Origin of the sequence: Pseudomonas sp. TH37 (assembly GCF_016650735.1) — a bacterium.
GTDB classification, from domain to species: domain Bacteria; phylum Pseudomonadota; class Gammaproteobacteria; order Pseudomonadales; family Pseudomonadaceae; genus Aquipseudomonas; species Aquipseudomonas farris.
The window spans coordinates 920,421-944,265 of record NZ_JAEKFD010000001.1 but is presented as its reverse complement, the minus strand read 5'-3'; the positions used below and the strand labels follow the sequence as shown (position 1 = coordinate 944,265).

Here is a 23,845-nt window from a genome sequence, read left to right as displayed (position 1 = left end):
ATGGATAAGACAAAGCAGACTGCGCCGTCCGCGGTGCCGCGCCATGTCGCGATCATCATGGATGGTAATAATCGCTGGGCGAAAAAACGCTTTATGCCGGGTGTCGCCGGGCATAAAGCGGGTGTGGATGCAGTGCGTGCGGTAATCGAGGTGTGTGCCGAGGCCAAGGTCGAAGTACTGACCTTGTTCGCCTTCTCCAGCGAGAACTGGCAGCGCCCGGCCGATGAGGTCAGCGCCTTGATGGATTTGTTCTTCAAGGCGTTGCGTCGCGAGGCCAAGCGCCTCAACGACAACAACATCAGTTTGCGCATCATTGGCGATCGTTCGCGTTTTCACCCGGAGCTTCAGGCCGCCATGCGCGAAGCCGAGGCGATGACTGTCGGTGCCAACCGCTTTGTCCTGCAGATCGCCGCCAACTACGGCGGTCAGTGGGATATCGCGCAAGCCGCGCAGCGTCTGGCCCGAGAGGTTCAGGCCGGGCATCTGCGTCCGGAAGACATTACCCCTGAGCTGTTGCAAACCTGTCTGGCGACCGGTGACCTGCCGTTACCGGACTTGTGCATCCGTACCGGTGGCGAGCATCGCATCAGCAACTTCCTGCTGTGGCAACTGGCTTACGCCGAGTTGTACTTCTCCGACCTGTTCTGGCCGGACTTCAAACACGACGCCATGCGCAATGCGCTAGCTGATTTCGCTTCTCGCCAGCGTCGCTTCGGTAAAACGAGCGAGCAGGTCGAGGCTGGAGCCCGGGTTTAATGCTTAAACAACGAATCATCACGGCGCTGATCTTGCTGCCGATTGCCCTGTGCGGGTTTTTCCTGCTCGAAGGGTCCGGTTTTGCGCTGTTCATCGGGCTGGTGGTGACGCTCGGGGCGTGGGAGTGGGCGCGCCTGGCAGGTTTCGCTGCTCAGTCGATTCGCGTGGCCTATGCGGCTGTGGTCGCGTTGGTGCTGTTTGTCATGCATATCGTGCCGGGGCTCGCGCCTTGGGTGTTGGGCGCTTCAGTGCTCTGGTGGGGCGCGGCTACCTATCTGGTATTGACCTATCCACAGTCCAGCGAACACTGGGCTAGCGCAGCCTGCAAACTGGTGATTGGTTTGTTGATTCTGTTACCGGCCTGGCAAGGTCTGGTGTTGATCAAGCAGGAGCCCTTGGGCAATTGGCTGATCATGGCGGTGATGGTGCTGGTCTGGGGGGCCGATATCGGTGCGTACTTTTCCGGTCGGGCTTTCGGCAAGCGCAAGCTGGCGCCGCAGGTCAGCCCTGGCAAGAGTTGGGAAGGCGTTTACGGTGGCTTGCTGCTGAGCCTGGTGATTACAGCAATCGTCGGTTTTGTGCGGGACTGGAGTTTCGCTCAGATGCTGATGGGCCTGTTCGGTGCCGCAATTATCGTATTCATTTCAGTGGTGGGCGACCTCACCGAAAGCATGTTCAAGCGCCAGTCGGGGATCAAGGACAGCAGTAATCTGCTGCCCGGTCACGGCGGCGTGCTGGACCGCATCGATAGCCTGACGGCGGCGATTCCGGTATTTGCCGTGCTGCTGTGGATGGCAGTATGAACCGCCCACAACAGATTACCGTGCTGGGAGCGACCGGTTCGATTGGTCTGAGTACTCTCGACGTCATTGCCCGTCATCCCGAGCGTTATCAGGTTTTCGCCTTGAGCGGTTTCACTCGTTTGAGTGAGTTGCTGGCGCTGTGTGTGCGTCATTCGCCGCGCTTCGCGGTCGTGCCGGAATCTGGCGCTGCCCGGGGCTTGCAGGACGATTTGCGCGCGGCCGGTCTGTCGACCCGCGTTCTGGTGGGGGAAGAGGGCCTGTGTCAGGTCGCCTCCGATCCGGAAGTCGATGCGGTGATGGCGGCTATTGTCGGTGCGGCGGGCTTGCGTCCGACCCTGGCGGCGGTCGAGGCCGGCAAGAAGATTCTTCTGGCCAATAAAGAAGCACTGGTGATGTCCGGTGCGCTGTTCATGCAGGCCGTGCGTAAAAGCGGTTCGGTGCTGCTGCCGATCGACAGCGAGCACAACGCGATTTTCCAGTGCATGCCACAGGATTTCGCTCGTGGGCTTGGCGCGGTCGGTGTGCGTCGGATTTTACTGACAGCCTCTGGTGGCCCGTTCCGGCAGACACCCATGGCCGAGTTGGCGCATGTTTCCCCCGAACAAGCGTGTGCGCACCCGAATTGGTCCATGGGGCGCAAGATTTCGGTGGATTCGGCCAGCATGATGAACAAAGGGCTCGAGCTGATCGAGGCCTGCTGGCTGTTCGACGCCACGCCTTCCCAGGTCGAAGTGGTGATTCACCCGCAGAGCGTGATTCATTCGCTGGTCGACTACGTCGATGGCTCGGTATTGGCGCAGTTGGGCAATCCGGACATGCGCACACCGATTGCCAATGCCCTGGCCTGGCCAGAGCGAATCGACTCGGGTGTTGCGCCGCTGGACCTGTTTGCCATCGCTCGCCTGGATTTCCAGGCGCCGGATGAAGAGCGTTTCCCTTGCCTGCGCCTTGCGCGTCAAGCCGCCGAGGCTGGCAACAGCGCGCCGGCCATGCTCAATGCCGCGAATGAAGTGGCTGTGGCGGCCTTTCTCGACGGACGGGTTCGCTACCTGGAAATCGCGAGTATTATCGAGGAAGTGTTGAACCTCGAGCCTGTGGTTGCGGTAGATGATCTCGAGGCAGTGTTTACGGCTGATGCGAAAGCACGGGTACTGGCCGGGCAATGGCTGAGCCGTCACGGGCGATAAGTGCTGCAATACGTTGCCCCATGCAGCACCGATAGTTGCGGAGAAAATACATGAGCGCGCTCTATATGATTGTCGGCACCCTGGTAGCGCTGGGTGTGCTGGTTACCTTCCACGAGTTCGGCCATTTCTGGGTCGCGCGTCGCTGTGGGGTCAAAGTGCTGCGTTTCTCCGTGGGCTTCGGCATGCCGCTGCTGCGCTGGCACGACAGCAAAGGCACTGAATTCGTGATCGCCGCCATCCCGTTGGGTGGCTACGTGAAAATGCTCGACGAGCGCGAAGGCGAGGTCCCGGCCGATCAGGTCGATCAATCCTTCAATCGCAAATCTGTCCGTCAGCGCATCGCCATCGTCGCCGCCGGCCCGATCGCCAACTTTCTATTGGCAATGGTGTTTTTCTGGGCATTGGCAATGCTGGGCAGCGAGCAGGTGCGGCCGGTTATCGGTGCGGTCGAGTCCGGCAGTATTGCCTCCAAGGCAGGTTTGAGCCCGGGCCAGGAAATTATGGCCATCGATGGCGAGCCAACCTCCGGTTGGGCCGCGGTGAACCTGCAGCTGATCCGTCGTCTGGGTGAGAGCGGCTCCCTTCAATTGCTGGTCCGCGAACAGGGCTCCACGGTGGACTCACCCCGTGAGCTGGTGCTGGACAAGTGGCTCAAGGGTGCTGAGGAGCCAGATCCGATTCGCTCGCTGGGTATTCGTCCTTGGCGTCCGGCGTTGCCTCCAGTCCTGGCCGAATTTGATCCGAAAGGGCCGGCGAAGGCTGCGGGCCTGAAGCCGGGTGACCGCTTGTTGGCCCTTGATGGTAAGGCGCTGGACGACTGGCAGCAGGTAGTCGACATCGTCCGTATGCATCCGGATACCAAAATCATGCTGCGTGTCGAGCGCGATAGTGCTCAAATTGACGTCCCTGTGACGTTGGCCGCTCGCGGCGAGAGCAAGTCACCCAGTGGTTATCTGGGCGCCGGGGTGAAAGCGGTCGATTGGCCACCAGAGATGATTCGCGAAGTCAGTTACGGTCCGGTCGCTGCGATTGGCGAGGGTGCCCGACGTACCTGGACCATGAGTGTACTGACCCTCGATTCGCTCAAGAAAATGTTGTTCGGTGAGCTCTCGGTAAAAAACTTGAGTGGACCGATAACCATTGCTAAAGTGGCGGGCGCTTCTGCCCAGTCGGGCGTCGCTGATTTCCTGAATTTCCTTGCTTATCTGAGTATTAGCTTGGGGGTTCTGAATTTGTTGCCCATTCCTGTACTGGATGGGGGACATTTGTTGTTTTATCTGATCGAGTGGGCGCGTGGTCGTCCCTTGTCGGATCGGGTGCAAGGTTGGGGGATACAGATCGGTATCAGTTTGGTGGTCGGGGTGATGTTACTTGCTCTGGTCAATGATCTGGGTCGACTGTAACGCTTCGCTGAATTGCGAATCTGCCGCATTTTGCGGCAGTTTTTATTGCCAGTTGGAATAAGAAAGGACTTCATGAAACGTCTGCTGCTAACTGCGGTTCTCACCGTATTGATGATCGCCGAAGTTCACGCCGAGTCCTTCACTATCTCTGATATTCGCGTCAATGGCCTCCAGCGGGTCTCCGCGGGTAGCGTCTTTGGTGCCTTGCCGTTGAACGTCGGCGAACAGGCGGATGATCGTCGCCTGGTGGAATCCACTCGTGCGCTGTTCAAAACCGGGTTCTTTCAAGATATCCAGCTGGGTCGCGATGGCAACGTCCTCGTCATCACTGTAGTCGAGCGTCCGTCGGTCGCCAGTATCGAGATCGAGGGCAACAAGGCGATCTCCACTGAAGACCTGATGAAGGGCCTCAAACAATCCGGTCTGGCCGAAGGCGAGATCTTCCAGCGCGCCACCCTTGAAGGTGTGCGTAACGAACTGCAGCGTCAATATGTCGCTCAGGGCCGTTACTCGGCCACCGTCGATACCGAAGTGGTGCCGCAACCGCGTAACCGCGTGGGCCTGAAGGTCAACATCAACGAAGGCACCGTTGCAGCTATCCAGCACATCAACGTGGTGGGTAACACGGTTTTTCCTGATGAAGACCTGATCGACCTGTTCGAACTCAAAACCAGCAACTGGCTGTCGTTCTTCAAGAACGATGACAAGTACGCTCGTGAAAAACTCTCCGGTGACCTGGAGCGTCTGCGTTCCTACTATCTGGATCGCGGCTATATCAATATGGATATCGCTTCGACCCAGGTGTCCATCACCCCGGACAAGAAACACGTCTACATCACCGTCAACGTCAACGAAGGCGAGAAGTACACCGTTCGTGACGTCAAGCTCAGCGGCGACCTGAAAGTGCCTGAAGACCAGGTCAAGTCCCTGCTGCTGGTTCAGAAAGGCCAGGTGTTCTCGCGCAAGCTGATGACCACCACGTCCGAACTGATCACCCGTCGCCTGGGTAACGAGGGTTACACCTTCGCCAACGTCAACGGCGTGCCTCAGCCTCACGATGAAGACCACACGGTCGACATCACGTTCGCTGTCGATCCGGGCAAGCGTGCTTACGTGAACCGCATCAACTTCCGTGGCAACACCAAGTCCGAAGACGAAGTGCTGCGCCGTGAAATGCGTCAGATGGAAGGCGGCTGGGCTTCGACCTACCTGATCGATCAATCCAAGACGCGCCTGGAACGTCTGGGCTTCTTCAAGGAAGTCAACGTTGAAACGCCGGCCGTTCCCGGTGTCGATGACCAGGTTGATGTGAACTACAGCGTTGAAGAACAGGCGTCCGGCTCGATTACCGCCAGCGTCGGTTTCGCCCAGAGCGCCGGTCTGATCCTCGGTGGTTCGATCACCCAGAACAACTTCCTCGGTACCGGTAACCGAGTCAGCGTCGGCTTGACCCGCAGTGAATACCAGAGCCGCTATAACTTCGGTTATGTCGACCCCTACTGGACTGCTGACGGTGTGAGCCTGGGTTACAACGCGTTCTATCGCACCACCGACTACGACGACCTCGACGTCGACGTGGCCAGCTATGCCGTAGACAGCCTGGGTGCGGGCGTGAGCGTCGGCTACCCTATCAGCGAGACTTCGCGTCTGACCTTCGGCCTGACCGCGCAACAGGACAAGATCAAGACGGGTCGCTACACCGTTGATGAGATTTTCGACTTCGTTAACCAGGAAGGCGATAACTATCTGAACTTCAAGGCCTCGGCCGGTTGGTCCGAGTCCACGCTGAACAAAGGTGTATTGGCGACCCGTGGTCGTTCCCAGAGCCTGACCCTGGAAGCCACCACCCCTGGCAGTGACTTGTCGTTCTTCAAACTCGATTACCGTGGCCAGTTGTTCCAGCCGTTGTCTGAAAACTACACCATGCGCCTGCACACTGAACTGGGTTACGGCGATGGTTACGGTTCTACCGACGGCCTGCCGTTCTATGAGAACTACTATGCTGGTGGTTTCAACTCGGTTCGTGGCTTCAAGGACAGTACCCTTGGTCCTCGCAGTACACCAAGCCAGGGCACTAACCCGGGTACGTCTCGAGATCCTGATCAGGATCCACTGCCATTCGGTGGTAATGTCCTGATCCAGGGTGGTGTTGAGGTTCTGTTCCCTCTGCCGTTCGTCAAGGATCAGCGCTCCCTGCGTACTTCGGTATTCTGGGACGTGGGTAACGTGTTCGACTCGACGTGCAAAGAAACCAGGAACGCTGACGGTTCGAAGTCCAATACGCAGTGCAACGACATTAGCCTGAGCAACATGGCCAGTTCCGTTGGTATCGGCGTGACATGGGTTACCGCGCTCGGTCCTTTGAGCTTTGCGCTGGCGATGCCGGTCAAGAAACCGGATGACGCTGAGACTCAAGTGTTCCAATTCTCCCTCGGCCAGACGTTCTAAGCGTCTGACCCAAGATAACGACAATGGATTTTGTAGGAGTGCATCGTGCGTAAGTTGACTCAATTGGTTCTCCTGGCGACCGTACTGGTAGCAGGTCCGGCTTTTGCCGACATGAAAATCGCCGTGCTGAATTATCAAATGGCATTGCTGGAATCCGACGCGGCGAAAAAATACGCCGTGGATGCCGAGAAGAAGTTCGGCCCGCAACTGACCAAGCTCAAAAGCCTGGAAAGCAGCGCCAAAGGTATCCAGGACCGTCTGATGGCTGGCGGCGATAAAATGCAACAAGGCGAGCGTGAGCGTCTGGAACTCGAGTTCAAGCAAAAGGCCCGTGATTTCCAGTTCCAGTCCAAGGAACTGAACGAAGCCAAGGCCGTTGCCGACCGTGAAATGCTGAAACAGCTCAAGCCGAAACTGGACAGCGCTGTGGAAGAAGTTATCAAGAAAGGTGCTTTTGACCTGGTCTTCGAGCGTGGCGCAGTGATTGATGTCAAGCCTCAGTACGACATCACTCGCCAGGTTATCGAGCGCATGAATCAGCTGAAGTAACCCATGACAGCGACTATAAAGCTCGGCCAGTTGGCCGAGTTCCTCGGCGCCACTTTACGTGGCGACCCGAAGAAAGAAATTACTGGGCTAGCCACTTTGCAAGAGGCTGGCCCAGCTCAGTTGAGCTTTCTGGCAAATCCTCAATACCGTAAATACCTGGCTGACAGTCAGGCCGCAGCTGTATTGCTGAAGGCCGCTGACGCTGAAGGTTTTGCCGGTGATGCATTGGTGGTGCCGGATCCGTATCTGGCCTACGCGCGCGTTTCCCATCTGTTCGATCCCAAGCCCAAAGCGCCTGCCGGTATTCATCCGACAGCGGTGGTGGCAGCGGATGCAGTGGTCGACCCGGCGGCGAGCATCGGTGCTTTTGCGGTGATCGAAAGTGCAGCGCGTATTGGCGCAGGTGTGACCGTAGGGGCTCATTGCTTCATCGGTGCGCGCTGCGAAATCGGCGAGGGCGGCTGGTTGGCCCCGCGGGTCACGCTATATCACGACGTGCGCATCGGCAAACGGGTGGTGATTCAATCCGGTGCCGTGCTCGGCGGTGAAGGCTTCGGTTTTGCCAACGAGAAAGGTGTCTGGCAGAAAATCGCGCAGATCGGTGGTGTCTCGATCGGCGATGACGTGGAAATAGGCGTAAATACCGCTATCGATCGCGGCGCACTGGCCGATACGGTTATCGGCAATGGTGTGAAGCTCGACAACCAGATTCAGATTGCTCACAACGTCCAGGTCGGTGACCACACCGCCATGGCCGCGTGTGTGGGGATCTCCGGCAGCACCAAAATCGGCAAGCATTGCATGCTCGCCGGTGGTGTAGGGCTGGTGGGGCATATCGAGATTTGCGACAACGTTTTCCTGACCGGGATGACCATGGTGACCCACTCGATTACCGAGCCGGGTTCCTATTCTTCCGGTACGGCGATGCAACCGGCAGCCGAATGGCGCAAAAGCGCGGCACGTATCCGTCAGCTCGATGACATCGCGCGACGACTGCGACAGCTGGAAAAGCGTGTAGGGGACGTGACCCCTGACGGTAATGCTTCATCAGATGGCTGATACCATTTCCATATCAAGTGTGCACAGCCGCTAGACTGCCTCCTTGATTTGCTAGAGGAGTGCGCGTCAGTCGCGCGCTCCCAATCTTTACATAGGCTTCCCCCCGAAATGATGGACATCAACGAGATTCGCGAATACCTGCCTCACCGTTACCCGTTCCTGCTGGTGGATCGGGTCGTGGATCTGGATGTGGAAGGCAAGCGCATTCGCGCCTACAAGAATGTCAGCATCAACGAACCGTTCTTCAATGGTCACTTCCCTGCGCATCCAATCATGCCGGGCGTATTGATCATCGAAGCGATGGCTCAGGCTGCCGGGATCCTTGGTTTCAAAATGCTCGACGTGAAGCCTGCCGACGGCACGCTTTATTACTTCGTCGGCTCCGACAAGCTGCGCTTCCGTCAGCCCGTGCTGCCAGGCGATCAGCTGATCCTGGAAGCCAAGTTCCTGAGCTGCAAGCGTCAGATCTGGAAGTTCGAATGCCAGGCGTCGGTCGATGGCAAACCAGTCTGCTCCGCTGAAATCATCTGCGCGGAACGCAAACTATGAGTTTGATTGACCCTCGCGCAATCATCGATCCGACGGCCATTCTGGCCGACGACGTCGAAGTCGGCCCTTGGTCGATCATCGGCGCAGGTGTGGAAATCGGCGAGGGGACAGTGATCGGGCCGCATGTGATTCTCAAGGGCCCGACCCGAATCGGTAAGCACAACCGCATCTACCAGTTTTCTTCGGTAGGCGAGGACACGCCCGATTTGAAATACAAGGGCGAAGAAACGCGTCTGGTCATCGGTGACCATAACGTCATTCGCGAAGGCGTGACGATTCACCGCGGGACCATTCAGGATCGTTCGGAAACGACCCTGGGCGATCACAACCTGATCATGGCCTATGCCCATATCGGTCACGACAGCGTTATCGGCAACCACTGCATTCTGGTCAACAACACCGCGTTGGCGGGCCATGTGCACGTTGAAGACTGGGCGATCCTGTCCGGTTTTACCCTGGTTCACCAGTATTGCCACATTGGCGCCCACAGCTTTTCGGGCATGGGCACTGCCATTGGCAAGGACGTTCCAGCCTACGTCACGGTATTTGGCAACCCTGCCGAAGCCCGCAGCATGAACTTCGAAGGCCTGCGCCGTCGTGGTTTCAGCGAAGATGCGATCCACGCGCTACGTCGTGCCTACAAGGTGGTTTACCGCCAGGGCCTGACGGTCGAACAGGCGCTTGCCGAGCTGGCCGAACCCTCGCTTCAGTTCCCGGAAGTCGCGGTATTCCGTGACTCCATCCAGTCTTCGACTCGCGGCATCACCCGTTAACCATGGCCAATTTGCGTATTGCGCTGGTGGCGGGAGAGGCTTCCGGTGACATTCTGGGTGCGGGCCTCATGCGCGCGCTCAAGGCTCGGCATCCGGCAGTCGAGTTCATCGGTGTCGGCGGTCCGCTGATGCAGGCCGAAGGCCTGACGTCGTATTTCCCCATGGAGCGCCTTTCTGTCATGGGCTTGGTGGAAGTGCTGGGCCGTTTGCGCGAGCTGTTGGCGCGTCGCAAGAAACTGGTCGCGGACCTGATCGCCGAGAAGCCGGACGTGTTCATCGGTATCGATGCCCCGGACTTCAACCTCAATATCGAACTCAAGCTGCGTCAGGCCGGGATCAAGACCGTGCATTACGTCAGTCCGTCGGTCTGGGCCTGGCGGCAGAAGCGGGTGCTGAAGATTCGCGAAGGTTGCGACCTGATGCTGACGCTGTTCCCGTTCGAAGCTAAATTTTATGAAGAGAAGGGCGTGCCGGTGCGGTTTGTCGGCCATTCCTTGGCCGATGCGATTCCGCTTGAGGCTGATCGCGCCGCAGCGCGGGCGGAACTTGGCTTGCCGGATGGGCCGCTGGTCGCCCTGATGCCGGGTAGCCGCGGTGGTGAGGTTGGGCGCCTTGGTGCGCTGTTCCTCGACACCGCCCAGCGCTTGCGCGCCATGCGCCCGGGCGTGCGGTTCGTCATGCCATGCGCGAGCCCGCAGCGCCGGGCCCAGCTTGAAGAGCTGCTGGCCGGTCGTGATCTGCCGCTGACCTTGCTCGACGGCAAATCCCATCTGGCCCTGGCTGCTTGCGACGCGGTGTTGATCGCTTCGGGCACGGCTACGCTGGAAGCATTGTTGTACAAGCGGCCGATGGTGGTCGCTTATCGCTTGGCGCCGCTGACGTTCTGGATTCTCAAACGGATGGTGAAAAGTCCCTACGTCTCCTTGCCGAATTTGCTGGCCCAGCGCCTGCTGGTGCCGGAGTTGTTGCAGGACGATGCGACGGTAGAGGCCTTGGCCCAAACCCTGTCGCCACTGATCGAAGGTGGCCAGGAGCAGACCCGAGGCTTTGACGAAATCCACCGAACCCTGCGCTTGGACGCCTCCAATCAGGCAGCGGACGCGGTACTGAACCTGATTGGCAGAGCATAATGAGCAAAGCAAGTAAGCAGCTGGGCCTGGATTTTATGCTAGTCGATGAACTTGAAGATCTGGTGGCGGGTGTCGATGAAGTCGGTCGCGGCCCGCTGTGTGGCGCAGTGGTGACGGCGGCAGTGATCCTCGATCCGAGCCGCCCCATCCAGGGCCTCAACGACTCGAAGAAGCTCACCGAAGCTCGCCGTGATGCGCTTTACGACGAAATCTGCGAAAAGGCCCTGAGCTGGTATGTCGCTCGGGCTGAAGTAGAAGAAATCGACGAACTGAACATTCTTCACGCCACCATGCTGGCCATGCAGCGTGCCGTCGAGGGGCTGCACATTCAGCCGAAACTGGCGATGATCGACGGCAACCGTTGCCCGAAACTCTCTATGCGCGCCGAAGCGGTAATTCAGGGCGACGGCAAGGTGCCCGCCATTGCCGCGGCATCGATTCTGGCCAAGGTCAGCCGTGATCGAGAAATGGCGGCGTTCGAATTGATTTATCCGGGTTACGGGATCGGAGGCCATAAAGGCTACCCGACGCCCGTTCATCTGGAAGCGCTGGCTCGCTTGGGGCCGACCCCGATTCATCGCCGCTCGTTTGCCCCGGTCCGCTTGGCGTATGAAGCGCGGGAAAACCTGATCGGTAGTTAGTCGCAGGCTGATGTTTTACTCAAGGCCCGGTACAATCCGGGCCTTGTTGTCTTTACGTTTCTAGTTTCTAGACAGGATCACTATGCCGGCTTCATTCGTTCATCTACGCCTGCACACTGAATATTCCCTGGTCGACGGTCTGGTGCGGATCAAACCGCTGGTCAAGACCCTGGTCGGCATGAACATGCCTGCCGTGGCGGTCACCGACCAGAACAACATGTGTTCCCTGGTCAAATTCTATAAAGCTGCCATGGGTGCGGGGATCAAGCCGATCTGCGGCGCCGACCTGTGGCTGTCGAACAAGGATCCGGACAACTCCTTGAGCCGGATCAGCCTGCTGGCGATGAACGCCGTGGGTTATCGCAACCTCACCGAACTGATCTCCCGCGGTTTCATCGACGGCCAGCGCAATGGCTCGGTCATCATCGAGCGCGAGTGGGTGGCCGAAGCCAGCGAAGGCTTGATCATGCTGTCGGCGGCGAAAGAGGGCGAGATCGGTCTGGCCATGCTCAGCGGCAACCCGGACGAAGCCGAAACCCTGGCTCGCGAATGGATGGCGGTGTTCCCGGATCGTTTCTATCTGGAAGTCCAGCGCACCAGCCGCCCCAATGACGAAGAGCAACTGCACGGCGCCGTGGCCCTGGCGGCGAAAATCGGCGCGCCGCTGGTGGCGACCAACGATGTGCGCTTCATCAAGCAGGAAGATTTCGAAGCCCACGAAACCCGCGTGTGCATCGGTGAGGGCCGCGCCCTCGACGATCCGCGGCGTTCGAAGAATTACAGCGATCAGCAATACCTCAAAAGCGCCGAGGAAATGGCCGAGCTGTTCAGCGACTTGCCCGAGGCGCTGGAAAATACCGTCGAGATCGCCAAGCGCTGCAACATTGACGTGAAACTGGGCAAACACTTCCTGCCCAACTTCCCGATTCCCGACGGCATGACCATCGACGAGTACTTCCGCAAGGTTTCCTTCGACGGTCTGGAAGAGCGCCTCAGCGTTCTGCTGCCCAAGGACACCACTGAAGACTACGAAGCCAAGCGCCAGGTCTATGTCGACCGGCTGAATTTCGAGCTGGATATCATCATCCAGATGGGCTTCCCCGGTTACTTCCTGATCGTTATGGACTTTATCCAGTGGGCCAAGAGCAACGGCGTGCCGGTAGGTCCGGGTCGTGGGTCGGGTGCCGGGTCGCTGGTGGCCTATGTGCAGAAGATCACCGACCTCGACCCGCTGGAATATGACCTGCTGTTCGAACGTTTCCTTAACCCGGAACGGGTTTCCATGCCCGACTTCGACGTCGACTTCTGCATGGACGGCCGTGACCGGGTGATCGATTACGTGGCCGAGAAATATGGCCGTAACGCGGTTAGCCAGATCATCACCTTCGGTTCCATGGCGGCGAAAGCGGTGGTCCGTGACGTGGCGCGGGTGCAGGGCAAGTCCTACGGCTTGGCGGATCGTCTGTCGAAGATGATTCCGTTCGAAGTCGGCATGACCCTGGAAAAGGCCTACGAGCAGGAAGAAATCCTGCGCGACTTCATCAAGGTCGATGAAGAGGCTGCGGAAATCTGGGAGATGGCGCGCAAGCTTGAAGGCGTTGTGCGTAACGTCGGCAAGCACGCCGGTGGTGTGGTAATCGCGCCGACCAAGCTGACCGACTTCTCGCCGATTTATTGCGACGAAGCGGGCGATGGCCTGGTTACCCAGTTCGACAAGGATGACGTCGAGGCTGCCGGTCTGGTGAAGTTCGACTTCCTGGGACTGCGGACCCTGACGGTCATCGACTGGGCGCTGAAAACCATCAACCGCGATCGCGCCAAGGTCAACGAACCGCCGCTGGACATCGCGTTCATTCCGCTGGACGACAAACCGACTTACACGCTGCTGCAAAAAGCTGAAACCACTGCGGTGTTCCAGCTCGAGTCGCGCGGCATGAAAGAGCTGATCAAAAAGCTCAAGCCCGACTGCCTGGAAGACTTGATCGCACTGGTGGCCCTGTTCCGTCCGGGCCCGTTGCAATCAGGCATGGTTGACGACTTTATCAACCGTAAGCACGGTCGCGCGGAGCTCGCGTACCCGCACTCGGATTACCAGTACGAAGGCCTCAAGCCAGTCCTGGCGCCGACTTACGGCATCATCCTGTATCAGGAACAGGTGATGCAGATTGCCCAGGTCATGGCCGGTTACACCCTTGGCGGTGCAGACATGCTGCGTCGAGCCATGGGTAAGAAAAAACCCGAAGAAATGGCCAAACAACGCGGCGGTTTCATTGAGGGTTGCGCCACCAACAATATCGACGCCGACCTGGCCGGTAACATCTTTGACCTGGTAGAAAAGTTCGCCGGTTACGGCTTCAACAAATCCCACTCCGCCGCTTACGGCCTGGTGTCGTACCAGACCGCATGGCTGAAAACCCACTACCCGGCGCCGTTCATGGCCGCGGTACTGTCGGCGGATATGCACAACACCGACAAGGTCGTGACCTTGATCGAAGAAATTCGCACCATGAAGCTGCGTCTCGACGCGCCGGATGTGAATACTTCGGAATTCAAGTTCACGGTGAATGACGAAGGCCGCATTATTTATGGCCTCGGCGCAATCAAGGGTGTGGGCGAAGGGCCGGTGGAAGCGATCACCGAGGCGCGTCAGGACGGACCGTTCAAGGATCTGTTCGATTTCTGCGCTCGTGTCGATCTCAAACGGATCAACAAGCGCACCCTGGACGGTTTGATCCGCAGCGGCGCGCTGGATCGCCTGGGTCCGTATTTCCATGACGAACCAAAAGCCTATCAAGCCAGCATCGACCAGAACCGCGCGGTCTTGTTGAACGCGATGGAAGGGGCGATCAAGGCTGCCGAACAAACTGCTCGCACCCATGACAGTGGTCACGCCGACCTGTTTGGCGGCCTGTTCGTCGAGGAAGACGCCGACGTCTACGCCAATCATCGCAAGGCCAAGGAACTGACCCTCAAGGAACGCCTGAAAGGGGAGAAAGACACCCTCGGCCTGTACCTGACCGGTCACCCGATCGACGAATACGAAGGCGAAATCCGTCGTTTCGCCCGTCAGCGCATCATCGATCTGAAGCCGGCTCGCGATACGCAGACGGTCGCGGGCATGATCATCGCCCTGCGAGTGATGAAGAACAAAAAGGGCGACAAGATGGGTTTCATCACCCTCGACGACCGCTCCGGGCGGATCGAAGCCTCGCTGTTCGCCGACGCCTTCCACTCCGCGCAGTCGCTGTTGCAGACCGACGCGATGGTGGTGGTCGAAGGCGAAGTCAGCAACGACGACTTCTCTGGTGGCCTGCGGTTGCGGGTCAAGCGTGTGATGAGCATGGAAGACGCGCGCACCAACCTGGCCGAAAGCCTGCGCCTGAAATTGCACACCAAGGATTTGAAGGGCGATCAGCTACGCTGGCTGGGTGAGCTGTTCAAGCGCCACCGCGGCGCGTGCCCGATCACCATGGAGTACACCAGTCCCGATGCGAAGGCCTTGTTGCAGTTCGGCGAGACTTGGCGGATCGACCCGGCGGATGCCTTGATTCAAGCCTTGCGTGACCAGTTCGGGCGAGACAACGTCTTCCTCCAATACCGTTGACGGTCAGGTGCCATTCTTTACCATTAGAGCGCGCCTGATCCCGACCCAAATTTTTAATCTCGACCTGAACGCGCCTGTCCCTTAAGGTAGGGCGCGAATAGACAACCGGCCGGCCCAAGCTCTCTTGGAAGGTCGACCCAAGACGGACGCCTATGAACCCGAATTTTCTAGATTTCGAACAGCCGATCGCCGACCTGCAAGCCAAGATCGAAGAGTTGCGCTTGGTCGGTAATGACAATTCGCTGAATATCGGCGATGAGATCTCCCGCCTGCAGGACAAGAGCAGCACGCTGACCGAAGACATCTTCGGCAAGCTGACCAGCTGGCAGATCGCTCGTCTGGCGCGTCACCCGAAACGTCCGTATACCCTGGACTACATCGAACACATCTTCACCGAGTTCGACGAACTGCACGGCGACCGTCACTTCTCCGACGACGCTGCGATCGTTGGCGGCATTGCCCGTCTGGACGACCAGCCGGTGATGATCATCGGTCACCAGAAAGGCCGCGAAGTGCGCGAGAAGGTTCGCCGCAACTTCGGCATGCCGCGTCCGGAAGGCTACCGCAAGGCGTGCCGTCTGATGGAAATGGCCGAGCGTTTCAAAATGCCGATCCTGACCTTCATCGACACCCCGGGTGCTTACCCAGGCATCGACGCCGAAGAGCGCAACCAGAGCGAAGCAATTGCCTGGAACCTGCGCGTCATGGCTCGCCTGAAAACCCCAATCATCGCCACCGTGATCGGTGAGGGTGGTTCCGGTGGTGCACTGGCGATCGGTGTCTGCGATCAGCTGAACATGCTGCAGTACTCGACCTACGCGGTGATTTCGCCGGAAGGTTGCGCTTCGATTCTGTGGAAAACTTCCGAGAAAGCCCCGGATGCTGCTGAAGCCATGGGTATTACTGCCGAGCGTCTGAAGGGCCTGGGCATTGTCGATAAAGTGATCGGCGAGCCATTGGGCGGCGCTCATCGTGATCCGGCCGCTGCGGCTGCCTCGATCCGCGCCGAGCTGAGCTCGCAACTGGCGATGCTGAAGAAGTTCGACAACGAGGCGCTGTTGGCCCGTCGTTATGAGCGTCTGATGAGCTACGGTCTCTGATCTGACGCTGCTTCGGCAAGCGACGCAAAACCAATGTGGGAGCGAGCCTGCTCGCGATAGCGGTATAACAGACAGCGAATTTGTTGAATGTTAAGCAGCCTTCGCGAGCAGGCTCGCTCCCACATTGGGTCTATGTGAAGTGCCGACGTCTATGAATCCTTCGAAGATTGATTTGCCTACCAGGCTCCTGCTGAATCTTGCACCTTGGCGCACCGCCACAACCTGGCGCATCGCGTTCTCCGGTGGTCTCGACTCCACCGTCCTGCTGCACCTTCTCGCGCACCTTGCGAAAACCCAACCCCTGCCGGCGCTGAGCGCCATCCATGTCCACCACGGCCTCCAGGCCGCGGCTGATGCGTGGCCGGAACATTGTCAGTCGGTCTGTGATGCGCTGGGAGTGCCGCTAGAGGTCGTGCGTGTTCAGGTTGAACCCCGCGCCAGCCTTGAGCGTGCGGCGCGGGATGCGCGTTATGGCGCCTTCAATGCGGCGACTCATGCTGGTGAAGTGCTGCTCACAGGCCAACACCGTGACGATCAGGCGGAAACCCTGTTGTTTCGGCTGATGCGTGGGGCAGGGGTGAGAGGCTTGTCGGGGATGCCGAACGAGCGTCCTTTGGGCGGGGGGCATCTGCTGCGACCGTTGCTCGACGTCACTCGCGCCGAGCTTGAGGCCTACGCGACGGAATATCGGTTGAGCTGGATCGAGGATCCGTCGAACCAGGACCGCCAGTTCTCGCGCAATTATCTGCGACATCAGGTGTTCCCGGTGTTGACCGCGCGCTGGCCGCAAGCGGTGGCGACCATGGCCCGCAGCGCAGCGCATCTGAGCGAAGCTCAGGGACTGCTCGACGAATTGGCGCAAATCGATCTGGCCCATGCCACCACGGTCAGCGATTTCGATTGGCTGGGCTTGCCGTCGCTGGCGCTGGCACCACTGGAAAAACTGTCTGATGCGCGCCAGCGCAACGCGCTAAGTCACTGGCTCAAACCGTTGACGACTTTGCCTGACAGTGACCATTGGTCGGGTTGGGAAAGTTTGCGTGATGCGACCGGCGATGCGCATCCGGTCTGGCGACTCGCGGCGGGTGAATTGCATCGCGCAGGCGGGCGTCTCTGGTGGTTGTCTGGTGGCTGGCTGCACATTCCGCCACCCCCAGTGTCTTGGGCTGATCCCACGGTATCACTGGCGTTGCCGGATAACGGTGTCCTTAAGTTCACCGGTCAGATCCCCGTTGGCCCGCTGCAGATCCGCTATCGTGAAGGTGGCGAGGTCATGAATCTGCCCGATCGCGGCCACCGTGACTTGAAGCGTTTGCTCAACGAAAGCGGTGTGCCGGGCTTTGCCCGTGGCAGATTGCCGCTGGTCTACAGAGGCCAGCAATTGCTGGCGGTGGCGAACCTGCGGGGGCTAAATGGCGGTGAGCAAGGTGGCTGGTATTTGCATTGGCAGCCGCTGATCGAAGATCAAGGTTTGAGCTGAAAGGGGCTTTCCGGTAGACTACGCTCCCTTCTTGATACAACTTCTGTGGATTCGCCTGAATCGCAGGAGTTGCCGATTACCAAGCAGTCTTTGCTGGGCGATTCCAAAAAATGTGTAGCGAGCAACCTACCGGTGTTTCATCTACCGGTCTGTCCCAACGCGGCGGTTTTTTTGAAAGGTGCACTGTGATTAATGCAGGTGATCGGGGGCTTCGGCCTTCCTTCGCTTTCCCCGGCGGCTCGGACCGCTTTAACGCAGACTTCTAGGGTTTTTCATGACGCGCTACATATTCGTCACGGGCGGTGTTGTTTCTTCATTGGGGAAAGGCATTGCCTCGGCTTCATTGGCGGCCATCCTGGAGGCGCGGGGACTTAAGGTCACCATGCTGAAGCTGGACCCGTACATCAACGTTGACCCGGGCACGATGAGCCCGTTCCAGCACGGTGAAGTGTTCGTCACCCACGACGGCGCCGAGACCGACCTGGACCTGGGCCACTACGAGCGGTTCATCCGCACGACCATGACCCAGAACAACAACTTCACCACCGGCCGTGTCTATGAACACGTCCTGCGCAAAGAGCGCCGTGGTGATTACCTGGGCGCAACCATTCAGGTGATCCCGCACATCACCGACGAAATCAAGCGCCGGATCATCAAGGGCGCCGGCGATGCCGACGTGGCCATGGTCGAGATCGGTGGCACCGTGGGTGACATCGAGTCGCAACCGTTCCTCGAAGCGATCCGTCAATTGCGTTTCGAAGTCGGCGCCAAGCGCGCGATGCTGATGCACCTGACGCTGGTGCCGTACATCGCCACTGCAGGCGAAACCAAAACCAAGCCGACTCAGCACTCGGTCAAGGAACTGCGTTCCATTGGCCTGCAGCCAGACGTGCTGGTGTGCCGTTCCGATCACCCGATCGACATCTCTTCGCGTCGCAAGATCGCCCAGTTCACCAACGTTGAAGAACGTGCGGTGATCGCGCTGGAAGACGCCGACACCATCTACAAGATCCCGGGCATTCTGCACTCCCAGGGCCTGGATGATTTCGTTGTCGAGCGTTTCGGCCTGCAATGCGACAGCGCCGATCTGTCCGAGTGGGAAGCGGTGGTTGATGCCAAGCTGAACCCGGAACACGAAGTCACCATCGCGATGGTCGGCAAGTACATGGAACTGCTGGACGCCTACAAGTCGCTGATCGAAGCGATGAGTCACGCCGGCATCAGCAACCGCACCAAGGTCAACCTGCGCTACATCGATTCCGAAGACATCGAAAACCAGGGCACCGCGCTGCTGGAAGGCGTCGACGCGATTCTGGTACCGGGCGGCTTTGGTCTGCGTGGCGTTGAAGGCAAGATCACTGCCGTTCAATACGCTCGCGAAAACAAGGTTCCATACCTGGGTATCTGCCTGGGCATGCAAGTGGCCGTTATCGAGTTCGCTCGTAACGTCATGGGCTGGAAAGACGCCAACTCCACCGAGTTCGATCGCACCAGCGGTCATCCGGTCGTGGGTCTGATCACCGAGTGGGAAGATGCCACCGGCGCAGTCGAAACCCGCACCGAAACCTCTGATCTGGGCGGCACCATGCGCCTTGGCGCTCAGGATTGCCTGCTTGAGCCAGGTTCCCTGGTGCACGATTGCTACGCCAAGGACGTGATCGTCGAGCGTCACCGTCATCGCTACGAAGTGAACAACAACCTGCTGCCGCAAATCATCGAGGCCGGTCTGAAAATCTCCGGTCGTTCCGGTGATGGCGCACTGGTTGAAGTGGTCGAAGTGCCGGACCATCCATGGTTCGTCGCTTGCCAGTTCCACCCTGAGTTCACCTCGACGCCACGTGACGGTCACCCATTGTTCAGCGGCTTCGTTAAAGCCGCTTTGACCCAACACCAGAAGAAGGCATAAACCTGATGGCGCAGAAGATCATCCGCGTAGGCAACATCGAGATTGCCAACGACAAGCCAATGGTGCTGTTCGGTGGCATGAACGTGCTGGAAAGCCGCGACATGGCGATGCAGGTCTGCGAAGAGTACGTAAAGGTCACCGAAAAACTCGGTATCCCTTACGTGTTCAAGGCCAGTTTCGACAAGGCGAACCGTTCTTCTGTGACCTCTTACCGTGGCCCCGGCCTGGAAGAGGGCATGCGGATTTTCCAGGACATCAAGCAAGCCTTCGGCGTGCCAGTCATCACCGACGTCCACGAGCCTGATCAGGCCGCGGTTGTCGCTGAAGTCTGCGACATCATCCAGTTGCCGGCCTTCCTGTCGCGCCAGACCGACCTCGTGGTCGCGATGGCCAAGACTGGCGCGGTGATCAACATCAAGAAAGCCCAGTTCCTTGCGCCTCAGGAAATGAAACACATCCTGAACAAATGCGTAGAAGCCGGTAACGATCAGTTGATCCTCTGCGAACGTGGTTCGAGCTTCGGCTACAACAACCTGGTCGTCGACATGCTTGGCTTCGGCATCATGAAGCAGTTCGAATACCCGGTGTTCTTCGACGTGACCCACGCGCTGCAAATGCCCGGCGGTCGCTCCGATTCCGCTGGCGGTCGTCGCGCCCAGGTTACCGACCTGGCCAAGGCCGGCATGAGCCAGTCGCTGGCCGGTTTGTTCCTTGAAGCGCACCCGGACCCTGATAACGCCAAATGCGACGGCCCTTGCGCCTTGCGTCTGGACAAACTGGAACCCTTCCTGGCCCAGCTCAAAGCACTGGACGAACTGGTGAAGAGTTTTCCGACGGTAGAAACCGCGTAAACCTCAATTCTCCGGTAAAGTACCGCACGATTTAATGCTCAAGCCCTCGGGCTTGAGCCTTATCGTCCGCAAGCCTGCCCGCTGTCTGTCACTTGCCGACGATAAAAGATTTCCTTCAGCTGCGTCGTTTTCGTCAACTTTGGAGTGTTTACAACAATGGCAAAAATCGTCGACATCAAAGGTCGTGAAGTTCTCGACTCCCGTGGCAATCCCACTGTGGAAGCAGACGTGCTTCTCGATAACGGCATCATCGGCAGCGCTTGCGCGCCATCCGGTGCTTCCACTGGCTCGCGTGAAGCACTCGAGCTGCGTGATGGCGACAAGAGCCGTTACCTGGGCAAAGGCGTTCTGAAAGCCGTCGCCAACATCAACGGTCCAATCCGCGACCTGTTGCTGGGTGCAGACCCAAGCGACCAGAAAGCGCTGGATCACGCGATGATCAAGCTGGATGGCACCGAAAACAAAGCGACCCTGGGCGCCAACGCGATCCTCGCCGTTTCCCTGGCCGCGGCCAAGGCAGCAGCACAGGACCAGGACCTGCCGCTGTACGCACACATCGCTAACCTGAACGGCACCCCGGGTGTTTACTCGATGCCGGTTCCGATGATGAACATCATCAACGGTGGCGAGCACGCCGATAACAACGTCGACATCCAGGAATTCATGGTTCAGCCAGTAGGCGCCAAGTCTTTCTCGGAAGGTCTGCGCATGGGCACCGAGATTTTCCATCACCTCAAAGCCGTTCTGAAGGCTCGTGGCCTGAGCACTGCGGTTGGTGATGAGGGTGGTTTCGCGCCGAACCTGGCCTCCAACGAAGACGCTTTGAAAGTGATCTCCGAAGCCGTGGCCAACGCCGGTTACAAGCTGGGCACCGACGTGACCCTGGCTCTGGACTGCGCAGCCAGCGAATTCTACGAAGACGGCAAGTACAACCTGTCCGGCGAAGGCCAGGTGTTCACCGCTGAAGGTTTCGCCGATTACCTGAAAGGTCTGACCGAGCGTTACCCGATCATCTCCATCGAAGACGGTCTGGACGAGTCCGACTGGGCTGGCTGGAAAATCCTCACCGACAAAATCGGCGAGAAGACTCAGCTGGTGGGCGACGACCTGTTCGTGACCAACACCAAGATCCTGAAAGAAGGCATCGATAAAAAGATCGCCAACTCGATCCTGATCAAGTTCAACCAGATCGGCACCCTGACCGAAACTCTGGAAGCGATCCAGATGGCCAAGGCTGCTGGTTACACCGCCGTAATCTCGCACCGCTCCGGCGAAACCGAAGATTCGACCATTGCCGACCTGGCTGTGGGCACTGCGGCTGGCCAGATCAAGACCGGCTCCCTGTGCCGTTCCGACCGTGTTTCCAAGTACAACCAACTGCTGCGTATCGAAGAGCAGTTGAATGGCAAAGCCAAGTACAACGGTCGCAGCGAATTTCGCGGTTAATCGTTAACTGGTAAAAAGACACCGGATTGTGTCGAAAAAATCGCAGCAGCGATGGATTTGCCACTAATCTGATGCCTTAAGAGCACAAGCCTGGTTCTTCCAGGCTTCGTGCTATCAGAAGCTTCAAGTTTTGGCATGGCTGTCTTTTTTCACTGGATACCTGATATTCGATGCGCAGTCCCAATTGGTTGTTCCTCGTCTTGCTCTTGCTGCTGGCTGGCCTGCAGTACCGCCTGTGGGTGGGTAATGGCAGTCTGGCGCAAGTGGCCGAGCTGAAGCAGCAGATTGCGGATCAACACGCCGAGAACGAGGCGTTGCTGGAGCGCAATCGGGTGATGGACGCCGAAGTCAGCGAATTGAAAAAGGGCATGGAGACCGTTGAAGAACGGGCTCGTCATGAGTTGGGCATGGTCAAGGACGGTGAAACCCTTTACCAGTTGGCCCAATGATTAATTCGTTACCGGCCTTCTGGGCCGTGATTCCTGCCGCGGGCGTCGGTGCCCGTATGGCCGCAGACCGTCCCAAGCAATACTTGCAACTGGGCGGGCGCACTATTCTCGAACACAGCCTCGGCTGTTTCCTCGATCATCCTGCCCTGAAGGGGTTGGTGGTCAGTCTTGCAATCGACGATCCTTACTGGCCGAACCTGGCATGTGCTGCCGATCCGCGTATTCAACGGGTCGAAGGTGGCGCCGAGCGTTCCGGGTCAGTGCTCAATGCCTTGCTGCATCTGCATGCCCAAGGCGCTGACGATGAGGATTGGGTGTTGGTTCACGATGCCGCACGACCGAATCTGGCACGTGATGATCTCGATAAATTGCTCAGTGAGCTGGCCGACGATCCGGTGGGCGGTCTGTTGGCCGTGCCTGCACGCGATACTCTCAAGCGGGTCGACCAGCATGGGCGTGTGCTGGAAACGGTGGATCGCAGTGTGATCTGGCAGGCCTATACGCCGCAAATGTTTCGCCTTGGCGCGTTGCATCGGGCGTTGGCGGACAGTCTGGTGGCGGACGTTGTCGTCACCGATGAAGCCTCGGCCATGGAATGGTCGGGCCAGGCGCCGCGTCTGATTGAAGGGCGATCCGATAACATCAAAGTCACTCGCCCCGAAGACCTGGAGTGGTTGCGGCAGCGTTGGGCTAACCGCCGCTAAAAGATCGCAGCCTTCGGCAGCTCCTACGGGTGTACACATAACCTTGTAGGAGCTGCCGAAGGCTGCGATCTTTTGATCTTAAGTTCGATACTCCAACCGTTCGGCCAACCCTTCCTTCAAGTAATCCACTAACTTGCGCACCTTCGGTGACAGATGCCGTTGCTGTGGGTAAAGCGCCCAAACCGCTGTGTTTGGCGGTTGATGGGCTTCCAGCAGCGAGATCAATTCGCCGTTTTTCAGGTATTCCAGCACGTAGTAATCCGGTAACTGACACAACCCAACCCCTTGTAGCGCAGCATCCAGCACTGCCTGCCCACTGTTGCAGCGCCAGTTTCCCTGCACTCGCTGGGAAAATTCCCGCCCGTTCTGTTCCAGTTGCCAGATGTCCGAGCTACCGATGAGGCAGTTATGGCGACTCAATTCCGACAAGCTGTGTGGGCGACCATACCTTTCCAGGTAGGACGGTGAGGCGCACAGGTACATGCGCCGTGGTGCCAGACGTGTGGCGACCAATCTTGAATCCTGCAGACGGCCGAGGCGGATGGCCAGGTCCAACCCTTCATGCACAAGGTCGAGCGGGCGGTTGCTCAGTTCGATGTCGACGCGCAGTTGCGGATACAACCCTATGAAGCGAGTCACCAGTGGCACGATGAATCGTTCGCCGTAGGCCACGGCACAGGTCATGCGCAGCATGCCCTTGGGTTCGCTGGTCAGGTCGCCGACCGCGCGCAGTGCTTCTTCGCGACCGTCCTGCAAACGCTGGCAATGTTGCAGGAAGGTTTGCCCGGCCTCGGTCAGCGTGACACGGCGGGTGCTGCGATAGAGCAAACGGGTTTGCAGGCGCTCTTCCAGTCGTACGATTTGGCGACTGATGTGAGAGGAAGACACCCCGAGGCGTTCAGCCGCAGCGGTGAATTGGCTGCACTCGGCCACGGCAACGAACTCATCGATGCCTTCCCAGCGATTTTCGGACATCAGGATTATCCCTGTATGGCAATAATGTTTTG

Annotated in this window: 20 protein-coding genes; 19 read left to right on the top strand and 1 reads right to left on the bottom strand. The window is 58.6% G+C overall.

Annotation, left to right across the window (positions count from 1 at the left end; genetic code table 11):
- The 19 genes from uppS (at window position 1) to ispD (ending at window position 22,838) form a co-directional block, all read left to right on the top strand.
- Window positions 1-756, top strand: coding sequence for a polyprenyl diphosphate synthase (gene uppS / locus JFU11_RS04495; protein WP_008015050.1), 756 nt, complete (start codon window positions 1-3; stop codon window positions 754-756).
- Window positions 756-1,559, top strand: a complete 804-nt coding sequence (locus tag JFU11_RS04490) for a phosphatidate cytidylyltransferase (RefSeq protein ID WP_123719848.1) — start codon at window positions 756-758, stop codon at window positions 1,557-1,559. Before uppS ends, JFU11_RS04490 begins: the two co-directional genes overlap by 1 nt.
- Window positions 1,556-2,746 (top strand): 1-deoxy-D-xylulose-5-phosphate reductoisomerase, encoded by a 1,191-nt coding sequence (ispC, locus tag JFU11_RS04485; RefSeq protein ID WP_123719847.1) that lies wholly within the window; start codon window positions 1,556-1,558, stop codon window positions 2,744-2,746. Before JFU11_RS04490 ends, ispC begins: the two co-directional genes overlap by 4 nt.
- 50 nt (window positions 2,747-2,796) lie before the next feature.
- On the top strand, window positions 2,797-4,149 hold the full coding sequence (gene rseP, locus JFU11_RS04480) for an RIP metalloprotease RseP (RefSeq protein WP_123719846.1): 1,353 nt from the start codon (window positions 2,797-2,799) through the stop codon (window positions 4,147-4,149).
- A 72-nt stretch (window positions 4,150-4,221) separates the two neighbouring features.
- Window positions 4,222-6,597 carry an outer membrane protein assembly factor BamA gene (bamA, locus tag JFU11_RS04475; RefSeq protein WP_123719845.1) on the top strand — a complete coding sequence of 792 codons (2,376 nt, stop codon included), beginning with the start codon at window positions 4,222-4,224 and terminating at the stop codon, window positions 6,595-6,597.
- 45 nt (window positions 6,598-6,642) lie between these two features.
- Complete coding sequence (locus JFU11_RS04470) at window positions 6,643-7,146, top strand: OmpH family outer membrane protein (RefSeq protein WP_007907155.1); 504 nt, start codon at window positions 6,643-6,645, stop codon at window positions 7,144-7,146.
- Between the two features lie 3 nt (window positions 7,147-7,149).
- Window positions 7,150-8,205: a UDP-3-O-(3-hydroxymyristoyl)glucosamine N-acyltransferase gene (gene lpxD / locus JFU11_RS04465; protein ID WP_201059894.1), complete on the top strand. Its 1,056-nt coding sequence runs from the start codon at window positions 7,150-7,152 to the stop codon at window positions 8,203-8,205.
- Window positions 8,206-8,313: 108 nt separating this feature from the next.
- Window positions 8,314-8,754, top strand: a complete 441-nt coding sequence (gene fabZ, locus JFU11_RS04460; RefSeq protein WP_007907157.1) for a 3-hydroxyacyl-ACP dehydratase FabZ — start codon at window positions 8,314-8,316, stop codon at window positions 8,752-8,754.
- Window positions 8,751-9,527 carry an acyl-ACP--UDP-N-acetylglucosamine O-acyltransferase gene (gene lpxA / locus JFU11_RS04455; protein WP_008010226.1) on the top strand — a complete coding sequence of 259 codons (777 nt, stop codon included), beginning with the start codon at window positions 8,751-8,753 and terminating at the stop codon, window positions 9,525-9,527. The genes fabZ and lpxA overlap by 4 nt, the downstream gene beginning before the upstream one ends.
- A gap of 2 nt (window positions 9,528-9,529) precedes the next feature.
- The gene (lpxB, locus tag JFU11_RS04450; RefSeq protein ID WP_007907162.1) at window positions 9,530-10,657 is read left to right on the top strand and encodes a lipid-A-disaccharide synthase; all 1,128 of its coding nucleotides are present in this window, start codon (window positions 9,530-9,532) and stop codon (window positions 10,655-10,657) included.
- Complete coding sequence (gene rnhB, locus JFU11_RS04445; protein ID WP_201121226.1) at window positions 10,657-11,298, top strand: ribonuclease HII; 642 nt, start codon at window positions 10,657-10,659, stop codon at window positions 11,296-11,298. The genes lpxB and rnhB overlap by 1 nt, the downstream gene beginning before the upstream one ends.
- A gap of 82 nt (window positions 11,299-11,380) precedes the next feature.
- A complete protein-coding gene (dnaE, locus tag JFU11_RS04440; RefSeq protein WP_201059893.1) occupies window positions 11,381-14,902 on the top strand; it encodes a DNA polymerase III subunit alpha in 3,522 nt (1,173 codons plus the stop codon).
- Window positions 14,903-15,054: 152 nt separating this feature from the next.
- On the top strand, window positions 15,055-16,002 hold the full coding sequence (locus JFU11_RS04435; RefSeq protein WP_030127981.1) for an acetyl-CoA carboxylase carboxyltransferase subunit alpha: 948 nt from the start codon (window positions 15,055-15,057) through the stop codon (window positions 16,000-16,002).
- A 151-nt stretch (window positions 16,003-16,153) separates the two neighbouring features.
- On the top strand, window positions 16,154-17,482 hold the full coding sequence (gene tilS, locus JFU11_RS04430; RefSeq protein WP_201121225.1) for a tRNA lysidine(34) synthetase TilS: 1,329 nt from the start codon (window positions 16,154-16,156) through the stop codon (window positions 17,480-17,482).
- A 274-nt stretch (window positions 17,483-17,756) separates the two neighbouring features.
- Window positions 17,757-19,388, top strand: a complete 1,632-nt coding sequence (locus JFU11_RS04425; RefSeq protein ID WP_201059891.1) for a CTP synthase — start codon at window positions 17,757-17,759, stop codon at window positions 19,386-19,388.
- Between the two features lie 5 nt (window positions 19,389-19,393).
- Complete coding sequence (kdsA, locus tag JFU11_RS04420) at window positions 19,394-20,239, top strand: 3-deoxy-8-phosphooctulonate synthase (protein ID WP_008072675.1); 846 nt, start codon at window positions 19,394-19,396, stop codon at window positions 20,237-20,239.
- Window positions 20,240-20,395: 156 nt separating this feature from the next.
- The gene (eno, locus tag JFU11_RS04415; RefSeq protein WP_007907175.1) at window positions 20,396-21,685 is read left to right on the top strand and encodes a phosphopyruvate hydratase; all 1,290 of its coding nucleotides are present in this window, start codon (window positions 20,396-20,398) and stop codon (window positions 21,683-21,685) included.
- 170 nt (window positions 21,686-21,855) lie between these two features.
- Window positions 21,856-22,134 (top strand): cell division protein FtsB, encoded by a 279-nt coding sequence (ftsB, locus tag JFU11_RS04410; RefSeq protein WP_007907178.1) that lies wholly within the window; start codon window positions 21,856-21,858, stop codon window positions 22,132-22,134.
- Window positions 22,131-22,838, top strand: coding sequence for a 2-C-methyl-D-erythritol 4-phosphate cytidylyltransferase (gene ispD, locus JFU11_RS04405; RefSeq protein ID WP_201059890.1), 708 nt, complete (start codon window positions 22,131-22,133; stop codon window positions 22,836-22,838). The genes ftsB and ispD overlap by 4 nt, the downstream gene beginning before the upstream one ends.
- A 78-nt stretch (window positions 22,839-22,916) precedes the next feature.
- Here ispD and JFU11_RS04400 read toward each other — a convergent pair whose 3' ends face one another.
- Window positions 22,917-23,813, bottom strand: coding sequence for a LysR substrate-binding domain-containing protein (locus JFU11_RS04400; protein WP_201059889.1), 897 nt, complete (start codon window positions 23,811-23,813; stop codon window positions 22,917-22,919).
- Window positions 23,814-23,845 lie beyond the last annotated feature (32 nt).